This window comes from Pseudonocardia sp. GCM10023141, from assembly GCF_042653605.1.
This window is the reverse complement of record NZ_JBHSIR010000050.1, coordinates 35093-58737: the sequence shown is the minus strand read 5'-3', so window position 1 is coordinate 58737 and position 23645 is coordinate 35093. Positions and strand designations below refer to the sequence as shown.

Sequence of the window (23645 nt, the reverse complement as noted above, 5' to 3'; positions counted from 1 at the left end):
AGGATGGCCTTCCTGCAACGCGTCCGGCGCTGGGCTGCCCCGCGCGCCCACCGCGCCAACCCCGTAGCCACCGCGCCGACGTCCCGACATCGGCGCCGTGGCCAACTGGTTGGCGCCGTCGTCTGCGGCGCCTGTGGCGGCCGAGGGCCGTGAAGTCGATCAGCCCAGCCCGCCGAGGTAGGCCCGGATCTGCTCGGGGCTCACCGCCACCGTCGCCAGGTGGTTGTCGGGCCGGACCAGCACCAGCGCATCCCCGGTGACGCCGTAGGCGCGGCGCGCGTGGCCGCCGGTGTCCACGAGGCTGCCCGGCCCCGCGTCCACCCCGTAGGCCCGCACCGGGCCGCCGTCGAGCGCCTCGACGGCCGCGCGGCAGCCCTCGCCGAACCCGAGCAGCGTGAAGTGCGGGCCCGCGAACAGCTCGAACAGCCGAACCGGGGCGCCGTCACCGGCGTGACACGGCGCGTCGGGCGCCCGGTCGCCTGCCTGCAGCGGCCCCGCGGCGGAGTCGCCCGCCAGCGAGCTCCACCGGTAGCCGACGCCCAGGTTGCTGGTGTCCTTGGTGATCACGACGTCGAGTCCGCCGCCCGGCTCCTTGATCGCCTCCAGGGCGGCTCGGAGCCGGTCCGAGGTGATCTCCAGCGTGGCCGCCGCCACGGGCAACCGCTCCTCCTCGTACGTGTCGAGCAGCGCGGGTCCGGCCGCGCGGGTGGCGACCATCCCGAGCTTCCAGCCGAGGTTGAAGGCGTCCTGGATGCCGGAGTTCATGCCCAGCCCGCCCGCGATCGGGTGCACGTGTGCCGCATCGCCCGCGAGGAAGACCCGGCCGGCGCGGTAGTGCTCGACCATGCGGACGTTCACCCGGTAGGTCGAGAGCAGCGTGGCGGTGGTCAACGCGCTCGCCGGCCGCCGCGCATGCCGCGCGAAGAGCCGCTGGAAGGACGCGAGCGACGGCTCGACCATCGTGCCGTCCGCGGTGCGCTCGGGCCCGGCCTGGAACCACCACGACCGTTCCGTGCCGGGGATCGGGCAGAGCAGCACGGCGCCGTCGGTGTCGAACCACTGGTGCCAGATGCCGCGGTCGAGGCCGTCGACGTCCACGTCCACGTCGCCACAGACCATCACCTGCTCGGGCTCGACGTGGCCGTCGAAGGCCAGCCCCAGCAGCTTGCGCACCGGGCTGTGCGCCCCGTCGCAGCCGACCAGGTAGGACGCCGCGATGGTGCGGCCGTCGGCGAGCTGGGCCGTGACTCCGGCACTGTCCTGCGCGAACGTGGTGAGCTCGGCGCCGAGCTCCACCTGCACGCCGTACTCCGCGAGCCGGTCCCGCAGCACCTGCTCGAGCTGCCACTGGGCGATCCAGCAGGTGCGGTCGTACGGCACGTCCGGGGTGGGCGCGTTGCCCGCGAACGGGTCGGTGTCGGCGATCGCGACGCCGTCGCGGTACTTCCGCATGATCAGGTCGGACTCGCCGAGTGCCAGCACCGCATCGGCGACGCCGAGGTCGGCGAGCACCTCGAGGCTGCGCTGGTTGGGGCCCTTGGCGCGCGAGGAGCGCGGGAACGCGGGGCTCTTCTCGATGATCCGCACCGCGACACCGCGGCGCGCGAGGTCGATGGCGAGCGTCAATCCGGTGGGGCCGGAGCCCACGATCAGCACTGGTGTCATGTCAGCACAGAACCACAACCGAGTATCAAATACAACTGAGTCACAAAATTGTCTTAGTTGCTATGCTGCGGTCATGGAACCCGGCCTGCGTGAGCGGAAGAAGGAGCGCACGCGGCAGTCGATCGCCGACGCGGCGATCGCGATGTTCCTGGCCCGCGGCTTCGACGCCGTGTCCACGGCCGACGTCGCGGCGGCGGTCGAGGTGTCGAAGCCGACGCTCTTCCGCTACTTCCCGACGAAGGAGGATCTCGTCGTCCACCGGTTCGCCGACCATCTGGACGAGCCGGCGCGGGTCGTGCGCGAGCGGGCTGCGGGTGAGACCCCGCTCGCCGCGTTGCTACGCCACTTCCGGGCGGGCCTCGACGCCCACGACCCCGTCACCGGCCTGTGCGACGACCCCGAGGTGCTGGCCTTCCACCGGCTGGTCTTCGAGACGCCGGGTCTCACCGCCCGGCTCGCCGAGATCGACGCCCGCGGCACCGCGGCACTGGCCGAGGCGCTCGCCCGTGCCGTGTCCGTCGACGCGTCGACGTTGCGGCCGCGCCTGCTGGCAGCGCAGGTCCTCGCGGTGTGGCGAGTGCTCGCCCGCGCCAACTGGGCCGTTCTCGCGGCCGGTAGCACTGCGGCGGCGGCCCACCGCGAGGCCGTGGCGGCGGCCGCCGACGCGTTCGGGCTGCTCGGCGCGGGCGCGGCGAGCAGCGGCTACTGACCGGCTCCGCGGGCCCCGACCGTCGCGCGGGCACGGTGGCGGCGCACGCCGTCCAGGTTGGCGCAGCGCGGTGAGCAGTAGCGCTGCTTGCCCCCGCGCGAGGTGTCGGCGTAGCAGCGGTCGCAGTCAGGCAGGGCGCACCGGCCCAGCCGGTCCATGCCCCGGCCCACGAGGTGCAGCGCCGTGCCGGTCGCGACGAGCGCCCGCAGCACGGACGCGAGCGGCAGGTCGTCATCGCGGTAGTGCAGGTGCCAGCTGCCGTCGTGGTCGGTGACGCGCGGATGTGCGGTGGCGGCGGCGAGCAGGGTGTTGAGCAGGGCCGCGCGGGCGTGCGGGTCCGGCTCGTCGACCACCGCGGTCCACCGCGTCAGGAACTCCCGGGTGGCGTCGAGATCGGCGGGGGCCGCCGGCTGCTCCAGGGCCACGCCGGCCGCGACGCAGCGCTCGGCCAGCTCGCGCGCGGTGAGCGGTGGTGCGTTCACGAGCTCGACCGCCAGCTCGACGGCGTCACGTCCGTAAGGGTTGAGATGCACAATGCCATTACATCATGGTGAGGGCATGGCCGACACCGATCACGTCTACGAGGTCGTCTCACACCACTGGACCAGCGAGGGGGTGCTGCTCTACGAGACCTGCCACTGCGGGCTCAACCGGGTCCGGCTGGCCGGGGCCGTGGTGGCCTACGCCAGGCCGGAGACCCGCAACGTGATGTTGAGCCGCCCGCTCGTGAGCCCGGTGTCGGGCACGTCGAGCGCGGGCAGCAGCTTCGGCACCCCGTGATAGGCCAGCCGGCTCTCGTCACCGAACACCACCAGGTCACCTGAACGCAGCTCCACGTCGGCCCACGGCTTGCCGCGGTTCGCGGTGCCGCCGAGGCGGAACAGGCACGGCGCCCCGATCGACAGCGACACCACCGGGTCGAGCACCTTCTCGTCCTTGTCCTGGTGCAGGCCCATCTTCGCGGCCGCGTCGTAGTAGTTGACCAGCGCGATGTCGGGCCGGTAGGACGCGGCCCGCTCGGCGTCGTCGTAGGCCGTGGCCACCGCCTCGCGGCCGAGGTCACCGAGCCATTCCGGGAACGCCGTGACGGGGGAACCGTCCTGGTCGTCGCGGGTGCGGGAGTAGCGGTAGGGCAGCCAGTGCCAGCCCAGACCGAAGCTCTTCACCGACATGACGCCGCCGTTGGGCAGGACCGTCGCGCGGATGCCGGGGCCCTCGACCGCCCACGCCCGGCAGGCCCTGACGAGCTCGCGCTGCCGTTCGAGGTCGAGCCAGTCCGGCACGTGCACCGCGCCGGGGGCGAGCACGCGCCGCTCCCGCGGGATCAGCTCCACGACCCACCTCCGGTTAGCGTGATCGGGTGCAGACGTTCCCGATCGGGGCCGCGGTGACCCGTGCCGAGCTCACCGCCGACCCCCATCCTGCGCTCGCCCGGCTGCGCGCCGCCGAGCCGGTCTCGTGGCTGCCGGAGCTGGGCTGCTGGCTGGTCACCAGCCGCGCCGAGGCCGTCACGGTGCTGCGCGAGCCGGCCACGTTCACCGTCGACGACCCGCGGTTCTCGACCGCGCAGGTGATCGGGTCGAGCATGTTGTCGCTCGACGGGGCGGCGCACAGCCGGGTGCGCAGGCCGTTCGTGGCGCCGTTCCGCCCGGCGCGGGTGGCCGACCGGTTCACCGCCGGCATCGTCGAGCACGCGCAGGAGCTCGTCACCGGGTTCCGCGCGGCCGGTCGGGCCGAGTTGCGCACCGCCTTCGCCGGCCCGCTCGCGGTGCGCGTGGTGGCCGCGACGTTGGGCCTGGCCGACATCGACCCGGCCACGGTCCTTGGCTGGTACACCACGTTCGTCACGGCCGTGTCGGACGTGACGGCAGGTGCCGTGGTGCCCCCGGAGGCCGTCGCCGCGTTCGCGACGCTGACCGAGCACGTGCTGGGCGGCATCGACGGCCACGACTCGCTGCTCGCCGACGCGGTGGCAGGTGGCCTGCAGCGCGACGAGACGGTGTCCAACGCAGCCGTGTTGCTGTTCGGCGGCATCGAGACCACCGAGGGCATGATCCTCAACCTGCTGCGCCACCTGCTCGAGTCTCCCGAACAGCTCGCCGCGGTGCTCGCGGATATCGGACTGCTGGCCTCGGCCGTCGAGGAATCGCTGCGCCTCGAACCCGCGGCCGCCGTCGTGGACCGCTACGCCACGCGCGACGTCGAGCTGGCCGGGGCCTCGATCCGCCGCGGCGACCCCGTCACGGTCTCGCTCGCCGGGGCCAACCGCGACCCTGTCACGTTCCCCGGTCCCGACGCATTCGACCTGCACCGCCCCAACCTGCGCCAGCACCTCGCGTTCGCGCAGGGCCCGCACGTCTGCCCGGGGATGGACCTGGCCCGGCTCGAGACGCGGCTGGGTGTCCGGACGCTGCTGGCGGAGCTGCCCGGGCTGGCGCTGGACGCGGCCCGGCCGAGCGCGCCGACCGGGTTGGTCTTCCGCAAGCCGCAGGCGCTGCACGCCCGCTGGCACTGACGGTCTCAGCGGTGGTTCGGGCCGTCGTCGTGACCGCCGCGGCCCGACGACCCGCCGCTGCGGCTCGCATCGCTGCCCCCGTCGTCATCGGTGCGTGTGACGGTCGCGGTAGCCGCGTCGACCCGCACCTCGCGGCGCACCCCGTCGCGGTCGATCACGACCTTCCACTCGGCCCGGCCGTGCTCGAACTCCCGCTCGACCGACACGATCCGGCCGCCACCGGTGGCGCGCAGTGCCGCGGTGGTGGCGTCCTCGGCGCCGGCGACAGCGGGCGGAGCAGGTGTGGTGAGGGTCGGCCCAAAGACGGTCGGCCCAGTGACGGTCGGGGCGGGCACCGTCGGGGCGACGGGCACTGGGACCGCCGGGGTGGCGACAGCGGGTGCCGTGGGCGTGGGGACGGTGTTGCCCAGCGCCAGTGCGGTGCCGCCGAGTGCGAGCAGCGTGACGGCGACAGCGGCGGCGGTGGTGGCGATGCGGGTGCGTGGTGTGGTCATGGGCACACCGTCGCGCCGATCCGGCTAGCGACGCGCTGCGCGACTCCTAACGCGCCCCTATGCCCCGCGCCCGACCGTCGGGCCGAGCTGCAGCACGACCTCCAGCCCGCCGAGCGCGGAGCGTCCCATGCGCAGCTCGCCCCCGCTGCGCTCGGCGGCCCGGCGGGCGATGTCGAGCCCGAGGCCGGTCGATCCGGCGTTGCTCGCACCCCGCTGCAGCACCGCGACGCCCGCGGGCAGCCCCGGGCCGGCGTCGGAGATCGCCAGGTCGGCACCTCCGCCTGCCGAGGGGGTGAGCCGCAGCGCGAGCGCCGTGCCGTCCGGGGTGTGGGCGAAGACGTTGCCCAGCAGGGCGTCCACAGCGGCGTCCAGGTCGGACCGGCTCAGCGCGACGGGCACCGGCCCGCCCGGCACGTCGACCGTGGTGGTGCGGCCGGTGTCCTCGGCGAGCACCGCCCAGAAGGCGATCCGTTCCCGCACCGCGGCCGTGGCATCGCATCCCGCCGCATCGGTGGCGGCGCGGTCGCTGCCGCGGCGGCGGGCCTGCTCGATCGCGTGGCTGACGGCGCGCTGGACGCCGTCGACGCCCGTGCCGATCCGGAGGGCGTCGGCGGGATCGGTCAGCGCCTCCGCGTCCAGGCGCAGCGCGGTCAGGGGCGTGCGGACGCTGTGGGCGAGATCGGCGACGGTCTCGCGCTCCTCGCGCAGCAGGTCGCTGATCCGCCCGGCCAGCCCGTTGAGCGCCCCGGCGACGACGGCGAGCTCGCCGGGGCCGTCCGGGGCGGCGCGAGCGTCGATGTCGCCCGCCGCGAGCCGGTGCGAGACCGACGCCAGCTCCGCGGTCGATCGCACCAGCGAACGCGCGAGCCGGTCGGCCACCAGCAGGCTGATCAGGAGCAGCCCGATCCCGAGCGCGCCCAGCAGCAGCCAGGCCCCGGCCACCCCCGCGGTGAGGGTGGCCGCGGGGACGAAGGCGCGGATCACGCCGCCGTTGACGGCTCCCCGGACCGCGAAGACGATCTCGCGGCCGCCGTCGACGTCGCCGGACGCGCTGGAACCCCGGGCGGCCAGCTCGACGAGCGGGGTGCGCGCGGCCGGGGCGCCGAGCACGGACCCGTCGCGCAGGAACACCGAGATGTCGGCGGCGGAGTTGGCGTCGACCTGTGCGACGGCCAGCGCGAGCCCGGCCCGGTCGGTGGTGGCGACCAGCGAGCTCAACGCCTGCGCCTCCACGCTCGCGCCCTGCACCGCGCGGTCCGCGGCCACCGTGCGCAGCAGCAGGGCGAGCGGGACGAGGAACGCCACGAGGACGAGCGACGTCGTCGCCGCGACCAGCACCAGCACCCGTCGACGCACGGCGCCTCAGCTCCCCGGCGCCGAGATGCGCACGCCGACCCCGCGCACCGCGTGCAGGTAGCGGGGCTGCGCCGCGGTCTCGCCGAGCTTGCGGCGCAGCCAGGACAGGTGCACGTCGACGGTCTTGTCGGCACCGCCGTAGGGCAGCTGCCAGACCTCGGTGAGCAGCTCCCGCTTGCTCACGACCTCGTCGGCGCGGGCCGCGAGGTGGTGCAGCAGGTCGAACTCGCGCGGGGTGAGGTCGAGCTCGGTGCCGTCGAGGCTGGCCCGCCGCGACCGCGGGTCGACCCGCAGCCCACCCACGACGACCTCGGTGTCCGCCGCGGTGCCCGTCCCGCGGCGCAGCACCGCGCGGATGCGGGCATCGAGCTGGGCGGCGCTGAACGGTTTGACGAGGTAGTCGTCGGCGCCGGCGTCGAGGACGGCCACGATCTCGCGCTCGTCGTCGCGGGCGGTCGCGACGATGACCGGGACCTGGCTCGTGCCGCGCAGCATCCGCAGCATCGTGGTGCCGTCGAGGTCGGGTAGGCCCAGGTCGAGCACCACGATGTCGGGCCGGTGGGTCACCGCGTGCTCGAGCCCGGCCAGCGCGGTGGGAGCGGAGGCGACGGCGTGGCCGCGTTCCCCGAGCCCGCGCAGCAGCGCGGTCCGGATCGTCGGATCGTCCTCGACGAGGAGCACCTGGGCCACGCGCGAACGGTAGGACAGGGAGCGCCCCCGTGACATCCCTGCCACCCGCACCGTGGGGCTGCGTTAGGACTGTCTTAGGGCGATCGGGTCGCCTGCCGGGCATGCTGTCGACGTGCCTACTCCCCTCCGGGTGCCGCCGGGCAGGCGCCGCGCCGCCACGGCCGCGCTGGCCTGGCTCGCGGCCGTCGTCGTCGCGACCGCGATCGGGCTGTTGGCGGTGTCCGCGATCGGGGTGGGGATCATCGGGCCCGGCCAGCGACCGCTGGACGCGGCCGAGGTGGACCGGCTGCTCGCGGCCCCGATCACGCAACCCACCCCCGCGCCGGCGCTCCCGACGGCGGTGTCGCCCCCGACGCCCGCCCCGCCGGTGGCCCCGCCGGACGTGCTCCCGAGCCGGGGCGGCACGGTCCTCGCCCGGTGCTCGGCAGGGACCGTCGAGGTCGTGTCGGCGAACCCGGCACAGGGCTTCCGGGTGCACGACGAGCCGGGAGAGGACGCCGGGCGGGTCCGCTTCGAGTCCGGCGACACGAGGGTGGAGCTGCGCCTGTCGTGCCGCGACGGGCACGCCGTCGCCGACGTCCGCGCCGACGGATGAACCTCACCCGGCGGCGGCCCGCAGGTGCTCCTCCAGCGCCAACACCACCGGTGGGGTACGCCGGGCGCGCAGCCGCGAGACGTACACCTCACGCTCCAGCGGCGGGCCTGCCAGCGGTCGCGTGATCACATCGGCGGCGCTGTGGCGCAGCGCCAGCATCGGCAGCAGGGTCACGCACAGCCCGGCCGCGACGAGCCCGAGCACGGTGTGGACGTCGTCGCCCTCGAACTGCAGGCGGTGGGTGAAGCCGTGACGGCCCGCGAGCCGCTGCAGGTGGTCGAGCCGGACACCGGCCTGCGGGGCGGCCACCCACGTCTCGTCGGCGAGGTCGGCCAGGTCGACGGCCGACCGCGACCGCAGCGGGTGGTCGCCGGGCAGCACGGCGACGATCGGGTCGCGCGAGATGCGGCTGCGCGTCACGGCGGGTGCGGGCGCGACCGGGTCGAAGGCGTAGTCGAAGGTGACCGCCAGATCGAGGTCGCCGCGGGCCAGCGCCAGGTGGCACGCGTCGGTCTCGGCCTGCCGCAGGTGGATCCGGACGCCCTCGTGGGTCCGGCGCAGCCGCGCGATCGCGGGCGGCACGAGGCAGGCGGCGGCGGAGGCGAACGCGCCCAGCCGCAGTTCGCCCACCGAGCCGCCGCGCACCGCGTCCAGCTCGACGGTGGCGGTGGCCAGCACCGACCGCAGCGCGAGCTCGGCGTCGAGCAGCACGCGGCCGGCGTCGGTGACGCGCACCGGGCGGCGGTCGAGCACGCGCAGGCCGGTGCGCCGCTCCAGCTCGGCCACCTGCTGCGACACCGCAGGCGAGCTGTATCCCAGCTCGGCGGCGGCCGCGGCGAACGACCCGGACCGCGCGACGGCCTCCAGGGTGGCGAGCAGGCGGGGATCGAGGTGCACGAGGTAAGCGTCGCTTATCGGATGGGAAGCGTCCATGCGTTGTCCTTAACCGCGCAGGTGTCGACGATCGGGGCATGGACAGCGACGTGGTGGACCTGCTGGCGCAGCTCGTGGCCATCGACTCCGTGAACCCCGCACTGGTGCCCGGGGCCGCGGGTGAATCGGGGATCGCCGCTTTCGTGGCGAGTTGGGCCACCGGTGTGGGCCTCACCGCGAAGGTCGTCGAGGAGGTGCCCGGCCGCCCCAGCGTCATCGTCGGATCCGGGGGGACCGGTGGCGGGCGGACCCTGCTGCTCTGCGGGCACCTGGACACCGTCGGCGTCGGCGGGATGGCCGCGCCGCTGACGCCGCTCATCGAGGGAGACCGGCTCTACGGGCGCGGTGCCTACGACATGAAGGCGGGGCTCGCCGCCGCGCTGATCGCCTGCCAGGAGGCGCACCGGGCGGGGCTCGCGGGCGAGGTGCTCGTCGCGGCCGTTGCCGACGAGGAGCACTCGAGCGTGGGCGTGCAGGACGTGCTGCGCCACGTCCGGGCCGACGCCGCGATCGTCACCGAGCCGACCGAGCTGACCGTCGCCGTCGCGCACAAGGGCTTCGTGTGGGTGGAGATCGAGGTGACCGGACGCGCCGCGCACGGCTCCCGGCCGCACCTGGGCGTCGACGCCATCACCGGTACCGGGCCGATCCTGATGGCGCTGGAGCAGCTCGGCGTCCGGCTGCAGGAGGTGGAGCACCGGCTGCTCGGGCCGGGCACGCTGCACGCGTCGCTGATCGCGGGCGGGCGCGAGGAGTCGACGGTGCCCGACCGCTGCGTGCTGACGTTCGAGCGCCGCACGCTGCCCGGCGAGACCGTGGCCGACGTCGAGCGCGACGTCACCGAACTGCTGGCCCGCTGCGTCGCGGGCGTGCCGGGACTGCGTGCCACGAGCCGCGTCACGCTCGCGCGGGAGCCGTTCGAGACCGGGGCCGACCAGCCGATCGTCGCCGAGGTGTCGGCGGCCGTGCAGGACGTGCTCGGGCGACCGGCCGAGGTCGCCGGGGTGAGCTACTGGGCCGACTCGGCCTTCATCGCGGCCGCCGGGATCCCGACCGTCCTGTTCGGCCCCGACGGCGACGGTGCGCATGCCGAGGTCGAGTGGGTGAGCGTGGCGGGCACGGTGGCGTGCGCTCGCGTGCTCACCGCGACTGCGGCACGCTTCTGCCGATGACCGTTGTCGGCAACAGCCACCGCCGCCCGGAACTCGTCCCCGCCGCTGCGACCGGAGGCGTGCGGGAGTTCCACGCCGCCCTGCCCGGCTACGCGCCCACACCGCTGCGGCAGCTCGACGAGAACGTGTGGCTCAAGGACGAGTCCGACCGGTTCGGGCTGCCGGCCTTCAAGATCCTCGGAGCGTCCTGGGCGGTGGAACGGACGGTGCGGGAGCGGCCCGGCACCCGCGTGCTGGTGGCGGCCAGCGCGGGCAACCACGGCCGGGCCGTCGCGCGGGTGGCAGCACTGCGCGGGCTGGCGAGCCGGATCTACCTGCCCGCTGCGGCGAGCGCGGGCCGGGCACGGCTGATCGCGGGCGAGGGCGCCGAGGTCGTGCGCGTCGACGGCGACTACGACGCCGCCGTCGCGCACGCCGAACGGGAGGCCGGTGAGCCGGGTGCGGCCCTGGTGGCCGACACGGCTGCCGTGCCGTCGGGCGGGCCGCCGGAGTGGGTGATCGACGGCTACTCCACGCTGTTCGCCGAGATCGACGAGCAGCTCGCCGCGCCGGTCGGGCTGGTGCTCGTGCCGGCGGGCGTCGGGTCGTTCACGGCGGCGGCCGTGCGATGGGCGGTGCAGCAGCACCCGGGCGCTGCGGTGATCGCGGTCGAACCGGCGATGGCGGCGTGCGTGGCCGCGTCGCTGGCGGCCGGGGCGATCACCACCGTGCCCACGCCCGGCACCCGGATGGCGGGGATGGACTGCGCCACCCCGTCCGCAACGGCCTGGCCGACGCTGCGGCACGGCCTCACCGGGGCCGTCGCGGTGACCGACGCCGAGGCCCGGCAGGTGATGCGGGAGCTCGCCGCCCTGGGGATCGTGGCGGGGGACTGCGGGGCGGCGACGGTGGCGGCGCTGCGCCGGTTGCCCGCGCGACAGCGGGCCGGGAGCGTCGTCTGCGTCTCGACGGAGGGTGCCTCCGACCCCGACGGGTACGCCGACGCGCTGGCGGGGTGAGAGCTCGGGTCCACCCGGGGCCGCCCCCGCGGTGACCGGTTGCAGGAAAGCCACTTTCCCGCAACGACGTTGCTGCAAAGTGGCTTTCCTGCAACGGGGTGGGGCCCCTCACCGCGCGTTGTGGAAGATCACCCCGAGCACGTGACGGCTACCCGTGTGCACCTGGCTCACCCCGTGCCGCAGCTGCACCCGGTGGTCGCCGCGCGTGCCCGCCTTCGGCCGGTGGTGCACCGGGAAGATCACGGCCTCGCCCAGTCCCGGCCGCAGCACCATCGGGCGGGACTGCTGGCGCGGTCGCTGCTCCACGAACACGCTCTCGCCGCCGGTGAAGTCGACGTCGGGTGTGCTGAGCATGACGAGGAACTGCAGCGGGAACGTCAGGTCACCGTAGACGTCCTGGTGCAGGCAGTTGTAGCCGCCGGGCACGTAGCGCAGCACGAGCGGCGTGGGCCGGTGCTGCCCGGCGGTGGCGCACTCGGCCAGCAGCGTGTCGAGATCGGCGGGGAACTCGCGCTCGCCCAGCCGGGCGGCCCACCCGTTCGCGATCCGTGCCAGCGGTGGGTACAGCTGCTCGCGCAGCGTCTGGACCAGCGGTGGGAGCGGGTCGGCGAAGTAGCGGTAGCTGCCCTCGCCGAACGCGTGGCGCGCCATCACCACCGTGCTGCGGAAGCGCGCGTCGTCGTCGAACATCGCGATCGTCTCGGCGCACTGGTCCGGCGAGAGCAGGGGTGGGGTACTGGCCACGCCGTCGGTGTCGAGGCGGTCGGCGATCGCGGGCCAGTCCAGTGCGTCCAGCGCGGGTGCGCTCTCCAGCGTGCTCATGGCCTCCAGACTCGTCCTGTGGGGAGCGCGATGCTGGCCGGAATCGGACACGGCGTGGGGGCAGGATGGGGGGCATGCGCGCCGGACCCCACAACGCCCTCACCGACGTACCCGGCCTGCGGGTGGGCCATGCCGCACTCGGCAGGGGGCAGACCGGCACCACCGTGGTGCTCGCGCCACCGGACGGCGCGGTCGGCGGTGTCGACGTCCGCGGGGCGGCGCCGGGCACCCGGGAGACCGACCTGCTCGACCCGCAGAACTACGCGCAACGCGTGCACGCGGTCGTCTTCAGCGGGGGGAGCGCCTACGGGCTGGCCGCTGCGGACGGGGTGATGGCGCGGTTGGAGGCGGTGGGGATCGGTGTCCCGGTGCCGGGTGGCGTCGTGCCGATCGTCCCCGCGGCGGTCGTGTTCGACCTCGGGCGCGGCGGCGACTTCACCGCTCGCCCCCACGCCGGGACGGGCGCGGCCGCGTTCGACGCCGCCGCCGCAGGCCCGATCGAGGAGGGTGTGGTCGGGGCCGGTCGCGGCGCGCAGGCGGGCGGGCTCAAGGGCGGCATCGGCACGGCGAGCGTCGTGCTGGAGAGCGGGGCGACGGTGGCGGCGCTCGCGGTCGTCAACGCCGCGGGCTCGGCGGTGGACCTGACGACCGGTGCGCTGCTGGGCGCCCGGCTCGGTCTGCCCGGCGAGTTCCCGCCCGTCGACGTCACGCCGGCCGCGCTGGCGCAGCTGCGCGAGCTCGCCGGGCGCAAGCCGCCCCGGCTCGGCACCGCCACCACGCTCGCGCTGGTGGCCACCGACATCACGCTGGACAAGGCGGGCGCGTCCCGGCTGGCCACGATGGGCCACGACGGGCTGGCCCGCGCGCTCGCGCCCGTCCACACGATCTTCGACGGCGACGCGGTGTTCGCGCTCTCCACGGCAGACCGCCCCGCGCCCGACCCGCTCGAGCTGATGCTGCTGCAGGCCGCCGCGGCCGACGTCGTGGCCCGCGCCATCGCGCGCGGCATGCTGGCGGCCACCACCGTGGCCACCCCGGCGGGCACCTGGCGCAGCTACCGCGACGTGCTGGCCGGCCACTGACGCCTCACGCACACCGTGCGGGGCTCACGCACACGGTCAACGGTGTGCGTCACCCCCTGAGGGTGTGCGTCAGCGGTCAGCCGCCCGCGAAGGGCGGGAGGACGTCGAGGGTGGCGCCGTCGGGCAGTGGGATGGTGCGATCGCGCACGGCCACCTCGTCGAGCAGGAAGCTGCAGCGCTCCAGGACCCGGGCGAACTCCGCGCCGTGGCGTGCGCGCAGCGACTCCAGCAGATCGGCGACGCTCCCGCCGCCCGGGACGCCCAGCGGTTCGGTGTCGACGCCCGCCGCGGCCCGGGCCGCCGCGAAGTACCGCACGGTGACCAGCGCGGTGGCAGTGGTGGCGGGGGTGCTCACGAACACATCCTCCTCAGCCGCCGATCGCGCTCATCGGGCGGTCGGGTTGCAGGAATCCGGGGTCGTCGATGCCGTGGCCGGCGAGCTTGCCCCACATCGCGGTGCGCCAGGTCTCGGCGATCTCGTGATCGGTGGCGCCGCCGCGCAGCAGCGAGCGCAGGTCGGTCTCGGTGCGCGCGAACAGGCACGAGCGGACCTGGCCGTCGGCGGTGAGCCGCGTGCGGTCACACGCCCCGCAGAACGGCCGCGTGACCGAAGCGATGACGCCGACGACGGCCGGGCCGCCGTCGACGAGCCAGCGCTCGGCCGGGGCGCCGCCGCGCTCGGTGGGGTCGGGGGTGAGGGTGAAGCCGGTGCGCAGCGACTGCAGGATCTCGCCCGCAGTGATCATCTCCTTGCGTTCCCAGCCGTGCTGCGCGTCGAGCGGCATCTGCTCGATGAACCGCAGCTCGTAGCCGCCCTCGACGGCGAAGCGCAGCAGGTCGACGGCCTCGTCGTCGTTCATCCCGCGCAGCAGCACCGTATTGATCTTGATCGGGTCGAGGCCTGCCGCCCGGGCCGCGGCGAGCCCGTCGAGCACGTCCTGCAGGCGGTCGCGGCGGGTGATGGTGGCGAAGCGCTCCGGGCGCAGCGTGTCCATCGAGACGTTGAGCCGGTTCACCCCCGCCGCAGCGAGCGACTCGGCCCGCCGGGCCAGCCCGACGGCGTTGGTGGTGAGCGAGATGTCGGGCCGCGGCTGCAGTGCTGCCGATGCGGCGATGAGGCCCTCGAGCCCGCGGCGCAGCAGCGGTTCGCCACCGGTGAAGCGCAGTTCCTCGATGCCGAGCCGGTGCACGGCGATGGTGATCAGCCGCATCAGCTCGTCGTCGGAGAGCTGCTCGTCGCGGGGCATCCAGTCCAGGCCCTCGGCGGGCATGCAGTAGGTGCACCGCAGGTTGCAGCGGTCGGTCAGCGAGATCCGCAGATCGGTCGCGACGCGTCCGAACGTGTCGATGAGGCGGGGGTCGGCAGGGCGGGCGGGGTCCGGGAGGGCAGCCCGCCGCACTGCGGGAAGGCCGAGCTCGGTTGCCGTCACAACATGAGCCTAGCCGCCGTTGACGATCTCGCAGCGTGCCCCGTAGCTGCAGAAATGTGAGACTCCGCATCCGCGGAGCGAGGTGATCCCGTGGCCCGCAGGTGCTCCTCCGGTACCCCCGGGGGCTCCCCGAAAGGTCAGCGGGATACCTGGGGTGGCCGCAGGGCTCCGGACGTGCGACGCGTCGACGCCGTCGAGCCGGCCGGCGGCCGCTGCGCCTCGCACATCGTGATATCCGTCACGCGATCGCGCCCGCTGTACGTGGACCGCACGTGGGAGCTGCGTCCAGGTCAGGTCACAGTGTCGTGGAGGAGGAGTGGGTCGCCTGGTCAAAGGCGCAGGCACGGACCTAGGATCCGCGCCGTGCCGCAGTTCAGGATCGCCGACGCCGCTCGCCTGCTGGGCGTCAGCGACGACACCGTGCGCCGGTGGGTTGATGCAGGCACGTTGCCGGCGCGCCCGGACGCCTCCAACCGCAAGGTCATCGACGGTGCCGCGCTGGCCGAGTTCGCCCGGGACAACGCCCATGCCCCACCCGATCCGTCCGGCGTGCAGCGCTCGGCGCGCAACCGGCTCGTCGGGCTCGTGACGTCGGTGGTCAGCGACAAGGTGATGTCGCAGGTCGAGATCCAGTGCGGGCCGCACCGGGTGGTGTCGCTGATGTCCACCGAGGCGGTGCGGGACCTGGGGCTCGAGCCCGGGGTGCTGGCCGTCGCCGTGATCAAGTCGACGAACGTCGTCGTGGAAACACCTGGAGCGAACCCATGAAGATCCGCGCACTCGCCGTGGTCGCCGCCGGTGCGGCGCTGCTGCTCGCCGGATGTGGCGGCGCAACGCCAGCCGCATCCTCCGGTGCGGCGGCAACGCCCGCTCCCGCGGCCCGGACGCTGACGGTGTTCGCCGCCGCGTCGCTCAAGGACACCTTCACCGAGGTGGGCAACCGGTTCCAGACCGACAACCCCGGTGTCACGGTCACGTTCAGCTTCGCAGGCTCGTCCGACCTCGCGCAGCAGATCGTCAACGGCGCACCCGCCGACCTGTTCGCGGCCGCGAGCGACGCCACGATGAAGACCGTCACCGACGCGAGCATGACCGCAGCCGCGCCCAAGGTCTTCGCGACGAACGTGCTGCAGATCGCCACGGTGAAGGGCAACCCGAAGGGGATCGCCACCTTCGCCGACCTCGCGAAGCCCGACCTCAAGGTCGTCGTCTGCGCCCCGGCCGTGCCGTGCGGCGCCGCCGAGCAGAAGGTCGAGAAGGCCACCGGCGTCACGCTCAAGCCGGTCAGCCAGGAGAGCGACGTCAAGTCGGTGCTCTCGAAGGTCGCCTCCGGTGACGCCGATGCCGGGCTCGTCTACGTCACCGACGTCGCGTCGGCGAAGGGCACCGTGCAGGGCGTCGACTTCGCCGAGTCGGCCCAGGCCAAGACGAACTACCCGATCGCGGTCGTGAAGAACGCGAAGCAGGCCGACCTCGCCAACGCGTTCATCACGCTGGTCAACAGCGACATCGGCAAGAAGACGCTGGGGGCGGTCGGGTTCGGCACCCCGTGATCGTCCGGTACACCGCGTGATCCCGGGGCCGACACAGGCGCGTCCCAGGGGCACCGACGACCACGTCAGCGGCGTGGGGCTGCCGCGGTGGCTCTGGATCCCGGCCGGGGTCGCGTTCGCGCTGATCGCGCTGCCCGTGCTCGGGCTCGTGATCCGCGCGGACTGGCCCCGGCTCCCGTCGCTGCTGGTGAGCGACTCGGCGCTCGACGCGCTGTGGCTGTCGCTCGAGACGGCCGCCATCTCCACCGCGCTGTGCATCGTGCTCGGCGGGCCACTGGCCACCGTGCTGGCCAGGGGCCGGCTGCGCGGGCTGCGGATGCTGCGCTCGGTGGTGCTGCTGCCGCTGGTGCTGCCGCCGGTGGTCGGCGGCCTCGCGCTGCTGTTCCTGCTCGGCCGCACCGGGCTGCTGGGCCGAGGGCTCGACCTCTGGTTCGGCATCACCATCCCGTTCACCACCGCCGCGGTGGTGCTGGCGCAGACGTTCGTGGCGCTCCCGTTCCTCGTGGTCAGCATGGAGGGCGCGTTACGCACCGCCGGCCGCCGGTACGAGGCGGTGGCCGCCACGCTCGGCGCGTCGCCGGGGCTGGCCTTCCGCCGGGTCACGGTGCCGCTGGTGCTCCCGGGGTTGATCTCGGGCTCGGTGCTGGCGTTCGCCCGCTGCCTGGGTGAGTTCGGTGCCACCACCGCGTTCGCCGGCAGCCTGCAGGGCACCACCCGCACCCTGCCGCTGCTGGTCTACCTCGAGCGCGAGACCGACGTGGACGCCGCCGTCGCGCTGTCGTTGCTGCTCGTGGTCGTCGCCATCGCCGTGATCGCGATCGCCCGCCCGCGCGAGATCGGCAGCGAGCGTTGAGCTCCGGCACCGGGGTCGACGCGCGCGTCGTCGTGCGCCGCCCGGCCTTCACCCTCGACGTCAGGTTGACGGCGGCGCCCGGCGAGGTGCTGGCCGTGCTCGGTCCCAACGGAGCGGGCAAGTCGACGCTGCTCAGCGTGCTCGCCGGCCTGCTGCGCCCGGACGAGGGCTGGGTCGACGTGGGTGACACCCGCGTCACCGACGCCGAGGCCGGGCTGCACGTGCCCCCGCACCAGCGCGGGGTCGGCCTGCTGGCGCAGCAGGCGCTGCTGTTCCCGCACCTCACGGCGCTGGGCAACGTCGAGTTCGGGCCGCGCGCCCGCGGGGTGGCACGCCGCGAGGCCGAGAGCACGGCGCGCAGCCTGCTGGGCGCCGTCGACACCGCGGAGCTGGCCGACCGCAAGCCGGACCGGATGTCGGGCGGGCAGCAGCAGCGCGTGGCGCTCGCCCGCGCGCTCGCGGCCGAGCCGGGCCTGCTGCTGCTCGACGAGCCGCTGGCCGCGTTGGACGTCGACGCCGCGCCCGCGATGCGGTCGCTGCTGCGCCGGATCGTGCGCGACCGCAAGCAGACGGCGCTGCTGGTCACCCACTCCGCGCTCGACGCGCTGGTGCTGGCCGACCGGGTCGTCGTGCTGACCGCGGGCCAGGTCGTCGAGGAGGGCCCGGTCCGGGAGGTGCTGGCGCGGCCGCGCAGCGCGTTCACCGCGCGCATCGCCGGGCTGGACCTGGTGCCGGGCGTGGTGGTGGCCGAGGGGCTGCGCACCGCCGACGGGCTGGTGGTGGCGGGACGCGCCGAGGGAGTGGCCGAAGGTGAGCCCGCGGTCGCCGTCTTCCCCCCGTCGGCGGTATCGGTCTACGCGTCGCGACCCGACGGGAGCCCCCGCAACGTCGTGCCCGTGGTGCTCGCGGCCATCGAACCGCGCGGGGACACCGTCCGGCTGCGGGCCGGGGCCCGACCGGGCGGTCCGGTGTGGGTGGACGGGCTCGCCGCCGACGTGACGCCCGCCGCGGTGGCCGACCTGGCCGCCGAGCCGGGGGCCGAGCTCTGGTTCTCGGTGAAGGCCACCGAGGTGCAGATCCACGGGGCGCGCTGAGGCGGGATCAACCCGCCGCCCGCTTCGCGATCAGCACCGCGATCCCGTCCAGCAGCCGCTGCAGGCCGAACTCCACGTCGCCATCGTCGAAGGCCGCCTCCGCGTACCCCTCGCCCGCCAGCAAGGGCGGTCGCTACGTCGCGGACCTCGTCGAGCTGAAGGTCGTTCGCGTGGCCTGAACCCTTCGCCACCCACTGTCACACCATCGGGCTCAGACGTCACACCAACCCCTATCGTGTCTCTGTCCCCTCCTGCCGCAGCGACGTAGCGTCGCTCCCTGTGACCCGGCTGCTGATCCGATTCGCCCCCGTGGCGATAGTGCTGCAGCTCGTCGTGCTGCTGACGGGCAACGGGCGAGCCGACGCCGCCGACCTCGCGTCGGTGCCGTCGGCCTACGTGGTGCACACCAGCACCACGGCCGACTCCGCGTCGGCCGCGCAGGAGATCGGGGCCCGGCCCACCGTCACCTTCGACCAGGCCTTCTCCGGCTTCGCCGCCCGGCTCACGCGCACCCAGGTCGACCGGCTGCGCGCGCGGCCCGGCGTGCTCGGCGTCGAGGAGGACCGCAAGATCACCCCGCTCGAACCCCGCGCGCAGGCGCAGCCGGGCATGACCGAGGCGACGCAGGACAACCCGCCCAACTGGGGGCTGGACCGCATCGACCAGCGCAACCTGCCGCTCGACGGCACGTTCACCACCCGGGCCACGGGTTCCGGTGTCACCGTCTACGTGCTCGACACCGGCGTCGACGTCACGCATCCGGAGTTCGGGGACCGCGCGTCGATCGGCACCAACACCGTCGACACGATCGCGGGCGACTGCGACGGGCACGGCACCGTCGTCGCCGGGATCGCGGCGTCCACCGACTACGGCGTCGCCAAGCGCGCGAAGGTGCGCTCGGTCAAGGTGCTCGACTGCGCAGGCTCCGGCACGCTGTCGTCGCTGCTCGCGGGCATCGACTGGGTGGCGCGCACGGCGACCGGCCCGTCGGTGGCGGTCATGTCGTGGAGCTACGGCCCGTCCGACGTGCTGGTCTCGGCCGTGACGGCGCTGGTCGGCAAGGGCGTGTTCGTGGCCAGCTCGGCCGGCAACACCGGTGCCAACGACTGCCAGGTGGCGCCGCGGGCGGCGTCGGACGTGCTGGTGGTGGCCAACTCGACGATCGACGACCAGCGCGCCGCCACCTCGTCCACCGGCAGCTGCGTGAACCTCTACGCGCCGGGCTCCGGGATCGTCTCGCCCGTGCCCGGCGGCGGCACGGCGTCCTACACGGGCACGTCGATGGCGGCGCCGTTCGTCGCGGGGGTGGCGGCGCTCTACAAGCAGACGTTCGGGGACGCGCCCGCCGCCACCGTCAAGAAATGGATCATCGACAACGCCACCCCCAACGTGATCGCGGGCGGCACCGAGGGCGGCACCCCCGACCTGCTGCTCTACACCGGCGGCCTCTGAACCGTCGAGAACGACGTTGTCATGATCGAAAGGGCTCGTTGATCATGGCAACGTCGTTCTCGACGGGGTGGGGGAGCGCTACTCGCGGTTGATCTCCGCGAAGCCGGTGTAGGGCACGAGCGCCTCCGGCATCTTCACCGAGCCGTCGGACTGCTGCCCCTGCTCCAGCACCGCGACGAGCGTGCGCCCGATCGGCAGCCCCGAGCTGTTGAGCGTGGCGGCGAACCCGCGCCTGCCGTCCTTGCTCTTGGTGCGGATCGACGCCCGGCGGGCCTGGAACGTGCCGAAGTCCGACGCCGACGCGATCTCCCGGAACGCCTGCTGCCCGGGCAGCCACACCTCGATGTCGTAGGTGAACTCCGAGGAGAAGCCGATGTCGCCCGCGGCGAGCTTCACCACGCGGTAGGCGAGGCCCAGCCCCTGCAGCACGGCCTCGGCATGGGTGAGCAGCAGCTCGAGCTCCTCGCGCGAGCGCTCCGGCTCGACGATGCGCACGAGCTCGACCTTGGAGAACTCGTGCACGCGCACCAGGCCCCGGGTGTCGCGCCCGTAGGAGCCGGCCTCCGAGCGGTAGCACTGCGTGTGGGCGGTGTAGGCCAGCGGGAGGTCCTCGGTGTTGAGGGTCTCCTTCGCGTGCAGGTTGGTGAGCGGCACCTCGGCGGTGGGGATGAGGTACAGCTCGCGCGCGTCGACGCCGGTCTTGAACAGGTCCTGCTCGAACTTCGGCAGCTGGCCGGTGCCCGTGACCGCGGCGCGGTTGACGAGCGTGGGCACCGAGAACTCGGTGTAGCCGTGCTGCTCGGCGACGTCGAGGAAGTAGCGCGCGAGCGCCCGCTCCAGCTTCGCGCCCCGGCCGCGCAGCACCGCGAACCGCGGGCCCGACAGCTTCGTGGCGCGCTGCAGGTCGATGATGCCCAGCTTCTCGCCGATGTCGACGTGATCCAGCGGGGCGAAGCCGAACTCCGGCACCACCCCCCAGCTGCGCACCAGCTCGGCATCGGCGTCGGACGCGCCGTCGGGCAGCTCGTCGCTGGGCAGGTTCGGGATGCCCAGCAGCAACTCCTGCAGCTGCTCCTCGAGCGCCTTGTGCTCCTCATCGGCGGCGGCGACCACGCCCTTGAGCTCGCGGGCGCGCTCCACCAGAGCCGGGCGCTCGTCGGGGCTCGCGCCCTTCACCGAGGTGGCCAGGCGCTTGGACTCCGCCCGCGCCTCGTCACCGCGCTGGATCGCCGAGTTGCGTCCGGACAGCAGCGTCTCCAGCGAGGCGACGTCGAGGGCGAAGCCCCGGCGCGACAGCTTGCGGACGGCGTCGGTGGCGGGATCGAGCAGGATGCGAGGATCGTGCATCGTCCGAGGGTATCGCCGCACGGCCAGCCGGTTTTCGGGTGACTCCCCATCCGGAGGTGGTGGCGGTGTGCGGTCGGTCGCAGGATGTGGGCGGCACCACACGTTGACGAAAGGCCCACCCGTGTCCGCACCCGTCGTTCCCTCCTACGCCTCCGGTGTCTCGGACGTGCCGCTGCTCGGCGACACCATCGGCGACAACTTCGACCGGACGGCCGCCGCGCAGCCCGATGTCGAGGCGCTCGTCGAGGTCCAGACGGGCCGCCGCTGGACCTACGGGCAGCTGCGGGAGGAGATCGACACCGTCGCGCTCGGGCTCGTCGCCGCGGGGCTGGGCAAGGGCGATCGCGTCGGCATCTGGGCACCGAACCTCGCCGAGTGGACGCTGGTGCAGTACGCCACCGCGAAGATCGGCGTGGTGCTGGTCAACATCAACCCGTCCTACCGCACGCACGAGCTGGAGTACGTGCTCAACCAGGCGGGCATCGCCGTGCTGGTGGCCGCCGTGAGCTTCAAGACCTCCGACTACGCCGGGATGATCGAGCAGGTGCGGCCGAACTGCCCGGCCCTGCGCCGGGTGATCCTCATCGGCACCCCCGGCTGGGACGAGCTCGTGGCGGCGGGCGTCGGTGGCGACCGCGCGGCACTCGCCGAGCGCCAGTCCGCGCTGAGCCCGGACGACCCGATCAACATCCAGTACACGTCGGGCACCACGGGCTTCCCCAAGGGCGCGACGCTGAGCCACCACAACATCCTCAACAACGGCTACTTCGTCGGCCGGATCTGCGGGTACACCCCGGCCGACCGCGTCTGCATCCCGGTGCCCTTCTACCACTGCTTCGGCATGGTCATGGGCAATCTCGGCTGCACCACCAACGGCGCCACGATGGTGATCCCGGGGCCCGGGTTCGACCCGAAGGCGACGCTGCACGCCGTCGCCTCGGAGCGCTGCACGTCGCTCTACGGCGTGCCCACGATGTTCATCGCCGAGCTCAACGACCCCGACTTCGGGAACTATGACCTGAGCTCGCTGCGCACCGGGATCATGGCGGGCTCACCGTGCCCGGTGGAGGTGATGAAGCAGGTCGTCGACCGGATGGGCATGACGGAGGTGACGATCTGCTACGGCATGACCGAGACCTCACCGGTGTCCACGCAGACCCGCGCCGACGACTCGCTCGAGCTGCGCGTGTCGAGCGTCGGACAGGTGCACCCGCACGTCGAGGTCAAGGTCGTCGATCCCGAGAGCGGCCTCACCCTGCCGCGCGGCGAGCCCGGCGAGCTGTGCACCCGCGGCTACTCGGTGATGCTGGGCTACTGGAACGAGCCGGACAAGACGGCCGAGGCCATCGACGCGGCTCGCTGGATGCACACGGGCGACATCGGGATCATGGACTCCGAGGGCTACGTCAACATCACCGGCCGGATCAAGGACATGGTGATCCGCGGCGGCGAGAACATCTACCCGCGCGAGATCGAGGAGTTCCTCTACACCCATCCCGACGTGCTCGACGCGCAGGTCATCGGCGTCCCGGACGCGAAGTACGGCGAGGAGCTCTGCGCGTGGGTCACCGTGCGCGAGGGTGCGGAGCCGCTCACGGCGGAGTCGGTGCGAGCCTTCGCCACCGGCAAGCTCGCGCACTACAAGATCCCCCGCTACGTCGTCGTGGTGGACGAGTTCCCCATGACCGTCACGGGCAAGGTGCGCAAGGTCGAGATGCGGGAGAAGAGCGTCGGCCTGCTCGATCTCGGCGAAGCGGCGGCGGTCCGCAACGCCTGACGGGCCCGCCTGCGAAGGCGGCTGCGGCTGAATCGCTGTGCCTGGCCGGAGCGGCACAGTAGGGTGATGTGACGCGTCCCGGTGTCGCTCGGCGGGCTCGACGGCCGCCCCGCCCGGGGCGCGTTCGTCGTCCGGTCCACCGGGTCTTCCGCTCCGGGGCGCCGCATGACGCAGTGACGATCGAGGAACGGGTGAGCAAGGTGCCGAGCGGCAGGGTCAAGTGGTACGACGCCGACAAGGGTTTCGGTTTCCTCGCTCAGGACGGTGGTGAGGACGTCTACGTCCGCAAGGCCGCCCTGCCGGCCGGGGTGGAGGCGCTCAAGCCCGGGCAGCGGGTCGAGTTCGGGATGGCCGAGGGCCGCCGCGGGCCGCAGGCGCTCTCGGTCCGGCTGGTCGACTCGCTCCCGTCGGTCGTCGAGTCCACCCGCCGCCCGGCCGAGGATCTGCACAGCCTCATCGAGGACATGATCCGGCTGCTCGAGACGAAGGTGCAGCCCGACCTGCGCCGGGGCCGCTACCCCGACCGCAAGTCGTCCAAGCTGGCGGCCGAGGTCGTGCGCGCGGTCGCCCGCGATCTCGATGGCTGATCGCGCCGTCGCTCATACAGCCGCCGCTCACACGGCCGCGGCGGTGAGCACCCAGCTCGCCCGGATGGGGAACTCCAGCTCGCCGGTGGCCGTGTTGGCCTGCGGTGGCGGCCCGAACTGCTGCACCTGCGCCGTCAGCAGCCGATCGGCGGGGTCGGGCAGCTCCAGCTCGTAGTGGGTCTGCTTGCCGGGTGCGAACACCGGGCTGCGCCCGTCCACCTGCTGGCCGGTGGCGTCCCGATACCCGAAGATCACGTGCCACGGCGTCGAGGAGATGCCGTCCGGCACATCGATCTGCAGCTTGGTGCCCGCCGGCACCGCCAGCGTGACGGGTGCGGTGGCGTCGTTGGTGCAGTCCTTGAAAGCGATGTCGCAGTACTGCGTGGGACGCGCGACGGCGTCGGCTGCGCCGGCGGTGAACGTGACCTGCGGCGGGGTATCGCTGGAGCTGCAGCCCGCCACGAACAGCGCGGCGGCCAGCAGCGGGAGTGCGCGGCGGATCACCGCTTCACCCTACGGAC

25 protein-coding genes are annotated in these 23645 nt (G+C 73.7%); 13 read left to right on the top strand and 12 right to left on the bottom strand.

The window, feature by feature from the left end:
- Window positions 1–159: 159 nt before the first annotated feature.
- A complete protein-coding gene (locus ACFPFQ_RS28610) occupies window positions 160–1665 on the bottom strand; it encodes an FAD-dependent monooxygenase (protein WP_379624279.1) in 1506 nt (501 codons plus the stop codon).
- Window positions 1666–1738: 73 nt separating this feature from the next.
- On the opposite strand from ACFPFQ_RS28610, the gene ACFPFQ_RS28605 reads away from it, so the two are divergent.
- Entirely contained in the window at window positions 1739–2374 is a 636-nt protein-coding gene (locus ACFPFQ_RS28605) for a TetR/AcrR family transcriptional regulator (RefSeq protein WP_379624277.1), read from the top strand.
- Here the strand turns inward: ACFPFQ_RS28605 and ACFPFQ_RS28600 are convergent.
- Together ACFPFQ_RS28600 and ACFPFQ_RS28595 are read right to left on the bottom strand one after the other, a co-directional pair.
- The gene (locus ACFPFQ_RS28600) at window positions 2368–2907 is read right to left on the bottom strand and encodes a CGNR zinc finger domain-containing protein (RefSeq protein WP_379624275.1); all 540 of its coding nucleotides are present in this window, start codon (window positions 2905–2907) and stop codon (window positions 2368–2370) included. The genes ACFPFQ_RS28605 and ACFPFQ_RS28600 overlap by 7 nt on opposite strands.
- 147 nt (window positions 2908–3054) lie before the next feature.
- On the bottom strand, window positions 3055–3708 hold the full coding sequence (locus ACFPFQ_RS28595) for an alpha-ketoglutarate-dependent dioxygenase AlkB family protein (RefSeq protein ID WP_379624273.1): 654 nt from the start codon (window positions 3706–3708) through the stop codon (window positions 3055–3057).
- Window positions 3709–3734: 26 nt separating this feature from the next.
- Here ACFPFQ_RS28595 and ACFPFQ_RS28590 point away from each other — a divergent pair, with 26 nt between their 5' ends.
- Window positions 3735–4889, top strand: a complete 1155-nt coding sequence (locus ACFPFQ_RS28590; RefSeq protein ID WP_379624271.1) for a cytochrome P450 — start codon at window positions 3735–3737, stop codon at window positions 4887–4889.
- Window positions 4890–4894: 5 nt separating this feature from the next.
- Here the strand turns inward: ACFPFQ_RS28590 and ACFPFQ_RS28585 are convergent, their stop codons facing one another.
- Genes ACFPFQ_RS28585 through ACFPFQ_RS28575 form a run of 3 tightly spaced genes read right to left on the bottom strand, consistent with a single transcriptional unit; the run spans window position 4895 to window position 7429 of the window.
- Window positions 4895–5383 carry a PepSY domain-containing protein gene (locus ACFPFQ_RS28585; RefSeq protein ID WP_379624269.1) on the bottom strand — a complete coding sequence of 163 codons (489 nt, stop codon included), beginning with the start codon at window positions 5381–5383 and terminating at the stop codon, window positions 4895–4897.
- Between the two features lie 57 nt (window positions 5384–5440).
- On the bottom strand, window positions 5441–6739 hold the full coding sequence (locus tag ACFPFQ_RS28580) for a sensor histidine kinase (protein WP_379624268.1): 1299 nt from the start codon (window positions 6737–6739) through the stop codon (window positions 5441–5443).
- A gap of 6 nt (window positions 6740–6745) precedes the next feature.
- On the bottom strand, window positions 6746–7429 hold the full coding sequence (locus tag ACFPFQ_RS28575; RefSeq protein ID WP_379624266.1) for a response regulator transcription factor: 684 nt from the start codon (window positions 7427–7429) through the stop codon (window positions 6746–6748).
- 112 nt (window positions 7430–7541) lie between these two features.
- On the opposite strand from ACFPFQ_RS28575, the gene ACFPFQ_RS28570 reads away from it, so the two are divergent.
- A complete protein-coding gene (locus ACFPFQ_RS28570; RefSeq protein WP_379624264.1) occupies window positions 7542–8024 on the top strand; it encodes a hypothetical protein in 483 nt (160 codons plus the stop codon).
- Window positions 8025–8027: 3 nt separating this feature from the next.
- Here ACFPFQ_RS28570 and ACFPFQ_RS28565 read toward each other — a convergent pair whose 3' ends face one another.
- A complete protein-coding gene (locus ACFPFQ_RS28565; RefSeq protein ID WP_379624262.1) occupies window positions 8028–8957 on the bottom strand; it encodes a LysR family transcriptional regulator in 930 nt (309 codons plus the stop codon).
- 38 nt (window positions 8958–8995) lie between these two features.
- Here ACFPFQ_RS28565 and ACFPFQ_RS28560 point away from each other — a divergent pair, with 38 nt between their 5' ends.
- Both ACFPFQ_RS28560 and ACFPFQ_RS28555 read left to right on the top strand, forming a co-directional pair.
- Window positions 8996–10129, top strand: coding sequence for a M20/M25/M40 family metallo-hydrolase (locus ACFPFQ_RS28560; protein WP_379624260.1), 1134 nt, complete (start codon window positions 8996–8998; stop codon window positions 10127–10129).
- Window positions 10126–11127, top strand: coding sequence for a pyridoxal-phosphate dependent enzyme (locus ACFPFQ_RS28555; protein WP_379624258.1), 1002 nt, complete (start codon window positions 10126–10128; stop codon window positions 11125–11127). The genes ACFPFQ_RS28560 and ACFPFQ_RS28555 overlap by 4 nt, the downstream gene beginning before the upstream one ends.
- A gap of 108 nt (window positions 11128–11235) precedes the next feature.
- Here ACFPFQ_RS28555 and ACFPFQ_RS28550 read toward each other — a convergent pair whose 3' ends face one another.
- Window positions 11236–11949 carry a 2OG-Fe(II) oxygenase gene (locus ACFPFQ_RS28550; RefSeq protein ID WP_379624256.1) on the bottom strand — a complete coding sequence of 238 codons (714 nt, stop codon included), beginning with the start codon at window positions 11947–11949 and terminating at the stop codon, window positions 11236–11238.
- Window positions 11950–12023: 74 nt separating this feature from the next.
- Here ACFPFQ_RS28550 and ACFPFQ_RS28545 point away from each other — a divergent pair, with 74 nt between their 5' ends.
- Window positions 12024–13031 carry a P1 family peptidase gene (locus tag ACFPFQ_RS28545; protein ID WP_379624255.1) on the top strand — a complete coding sequence of 336 codons (1008 nt, stop codon included), beginning with the start codon at window positions 12024–12026 and terminating at the stop codon, window positions 13029–13031.
- 76 nt (window positions 13032–13107) lie between these two features.
- On the opposite strand, the gene ACFPFQ_RS28540 is transcribed toward ACFPFQ_RS28545, so the two are convergent.
- Window positions 13108–13386: a MoaD/ThiS family protein gene (locus ACFPFQ_RS28540; protein WP_379624253.1), complete on the bottom strand. Its 279-nt coding sequence runs from the start codon at window positions 13384–13386 to the stop codon at window positions 13108–13110.
- A gap of 13 nt (window positions 13387–13399) precedes the next feature.
- Window positions 13400–14461 (bottom strand): GTP 3',8-cyclase MoaA, encoded by a 1062-nt coding sequence (moaA, locus tag ACFPFQ_RS28535; protein WP_379624251.1) that lies wholly within the window; start codon window positions 14459–14461, stop codon window positions 13400–13402.
- 363 nt (window positions 14462–14824) lie between these two features.
- Here moaA and ACFPFQ_RS28530 point away from each other — a divergent pair, with 363 nt between their 5' ends.
- The 5 genes from ACFPFQ_RS28530 (at window position 14825) to ACFPFQ_RS28510 (ending at window position 19413) form a co-directional block, all read left to right on the top strand.
- Window positions 14825–15229 (top strand): TOBE domain-containing protein, encoded by a 405-nt coding sequence (locus ACFPFQ_RS28530; protein ID WP_379624249.1) that lies wholly within the window; start codon window positions 14825–14827, stop codon window positions 15227–15229.
- A complete protein-coding gene (modA, locus tag ACFPFQ_RS28525) occupies window positions 15226–16014 on the top strand; it encodes a molybdate ABC transporter substrate-binding protein (RefSeq protein WP_379624247.1) in 789 nt (262 codons plus the stop codon). Before ACFPFQ_RS28530 ends, modA begins: the two co-directional genes overlap by 4 nt.
- 79 nt (window positions 16015–16093) lie before the next feature.
- The gene (locus ACFPFQ_RS28520; protein ID WP_379624371.1) at window positions 16094–16867 is read left to right on the top strand and encodes an ABC transporter permease; all 774 of its coding nucleotides are present in this window, start codon (window positions 16094–16096) and stop codon (window positions 16865–16867) included.
- Window positions 16864–17961 carry a sulfate/molybdate ABC transporter ATP-binding protein gene (locus ACFPFQ_RS28515; RefSeq protein WP_379624246.1) on the top strand — a complete coding sequence of 366 codons (1098 nt, stop codon included), beginning with the start codon at window positions 16864–16866 and terminating at the stop codon, window positions 17959–17961. The genes ACFPFQ_RS28520 and ACFPFQ_RS28515 overlap by 4 nt, the downstream gene beginning before the upstream one ends.
- 279 nt (window positions 17962–18240) lie before the next feature.
- On the top strand, window positions 18241–19413 hold the full coding sequence (locus ACFPFQ_RS28510; RefSeq protein ID WP_379624244.1) for a S8 family peptidase: 1173 nt from the start codon (window positions 18241–18243) through the stop codon (window positions 19411–19413).
- A 78-nt stretch (window positions 19414–19491) separates the two neighbouring features.
- On the opposite strand, the gene serS is transcribed toward ACFPFQ_RS28510, so the two are convergent.
- The gene (gene serS / locus ACFPFQ_RS28505) at window positions 19492–20760 is read right to left on the bottom strand and encodes a serine--tRNA ligase (protein ID WP_379624242.1); all 1269 of its coding nucleotides are present in this window, start codon (window positions 20758–20760) and stop codon (window positions 19492–19494) included.
- Between the two features lie 121 nt (window positions 20761–20881).
- Between serS and ACFPFQ_RS28500 the strand changes: the two genes are divergently transcribed.
- Both ACFPFQ_RS28500 and ACFPFQ_RS28495 read left to right on the top strand, forming a co-directional pair.
- Complete coding sequence (locus ACFPFQ_RS28500; protein ID WP_379624240.1) at window positions 20882–22537, top strand: AMP-binding protein; 1656 nt, start codon at window positions 20882–20884, stop codon at window positions 22535–22537.
- 200 nt (window positions 22538–22737) lie between these two features.
- Complete coding sequence (locus ACFPFQ_RS28495; protein WP_379624369.1) at window positions 22738–23124, top strand: cold-shock protein; 387 nt, start codon at window positions 22738–22740, stop codon at window positions 23122–23124.
- 27 nt (window positions 23125–23151) lie between these two features.
- Here the strand turns inward: ACFPFQ_RS28495 and ACFPFQ_RS28490 are convergent, their stop codons facing one another.
- The gene (locus ACFPFQ_RS28490; protein WP_379624238.1) at window positions 23152–23628 is read right to left on the bottom strand and encodes a DUF2771 family protein; all 477 of its coding nucleotides are present in this window, start codon (window positions 23626–23628) and stop codon (window positions 23152–23154) included.
- Window positions 23629–23645 lie beyond the last annotated feature (17 nt).

Coding starts and splice junctions, on each gene's coding strand:
- ACFPFQ_RS28545 (WP_379624255.1), top strand. CDS start 12,024: ATGCGCGCCGGACCCCACAACGCCCTCACCGACGTACCCGGCCTGCGG.
- modA (WP_379624247.1), top strand. CDS start 15,226: ATGAAGATCCGCGCACTCGCCGTGGTCGCCGCCGGTGCGGCGCTGCTG.
- ACFPFQ_RS28565 (WP_379624262.1), bottom strand. CDS start 8,957: ATGGACGCTTCCCATCCGATAAGCGACGCTTACCTCGTGCACCTCGAT.
- ACFPFQ_RS28550 (WP_379624256.1), bottom strand. CDS start 11,949: ATGAGCACGCTGGAGAGCGCACCCGCGCTGGACGCACTGGACTGGCCC.
- ACFPFQ_RS28605 (WP_379624277.1), top strand. CDS start 1,739: ATGGAACCCGGCCTGCGTGAGCGGAAGAAGGAGCGCACGCGGCAGTCG.
- serS (WP_379624242.1), bottom strand. CDS start 20,760: ATGCACGATCCTCGCATCCTGCTCGATCCCGCCACCGACGCCGTCCGC.
- ACFPFQ_RS28555 (WP_379624258.1), top strand. CDS start 10,126: ATGACCGTTGTCGGCAACAGCCACCGCCGCCCGGAACTCGTCCCCGCC.
- ACFPFQ_RS28560 (WP_379624260.1), top strand. CDS start 8,996: ATGGACAGCGACGTGGTGGACCTGCTGGCGCAGCTCGTGGCCATCGAC.
- ACFPFQ_RS28610 (WP_379624279.1), bottom strand. CDS start 1,665: ATGACACCAGTGCTGATCGTGGGCTCCGGCCCCACCGGATTGACGCTC.
- ACFPFQ_RS28585 (WP_379624269.1), bottom strand. CDS start 5,383: ATGACCACACCACGCACCCGCATCGCCACCACCGCCGCCGCTGTCGCC.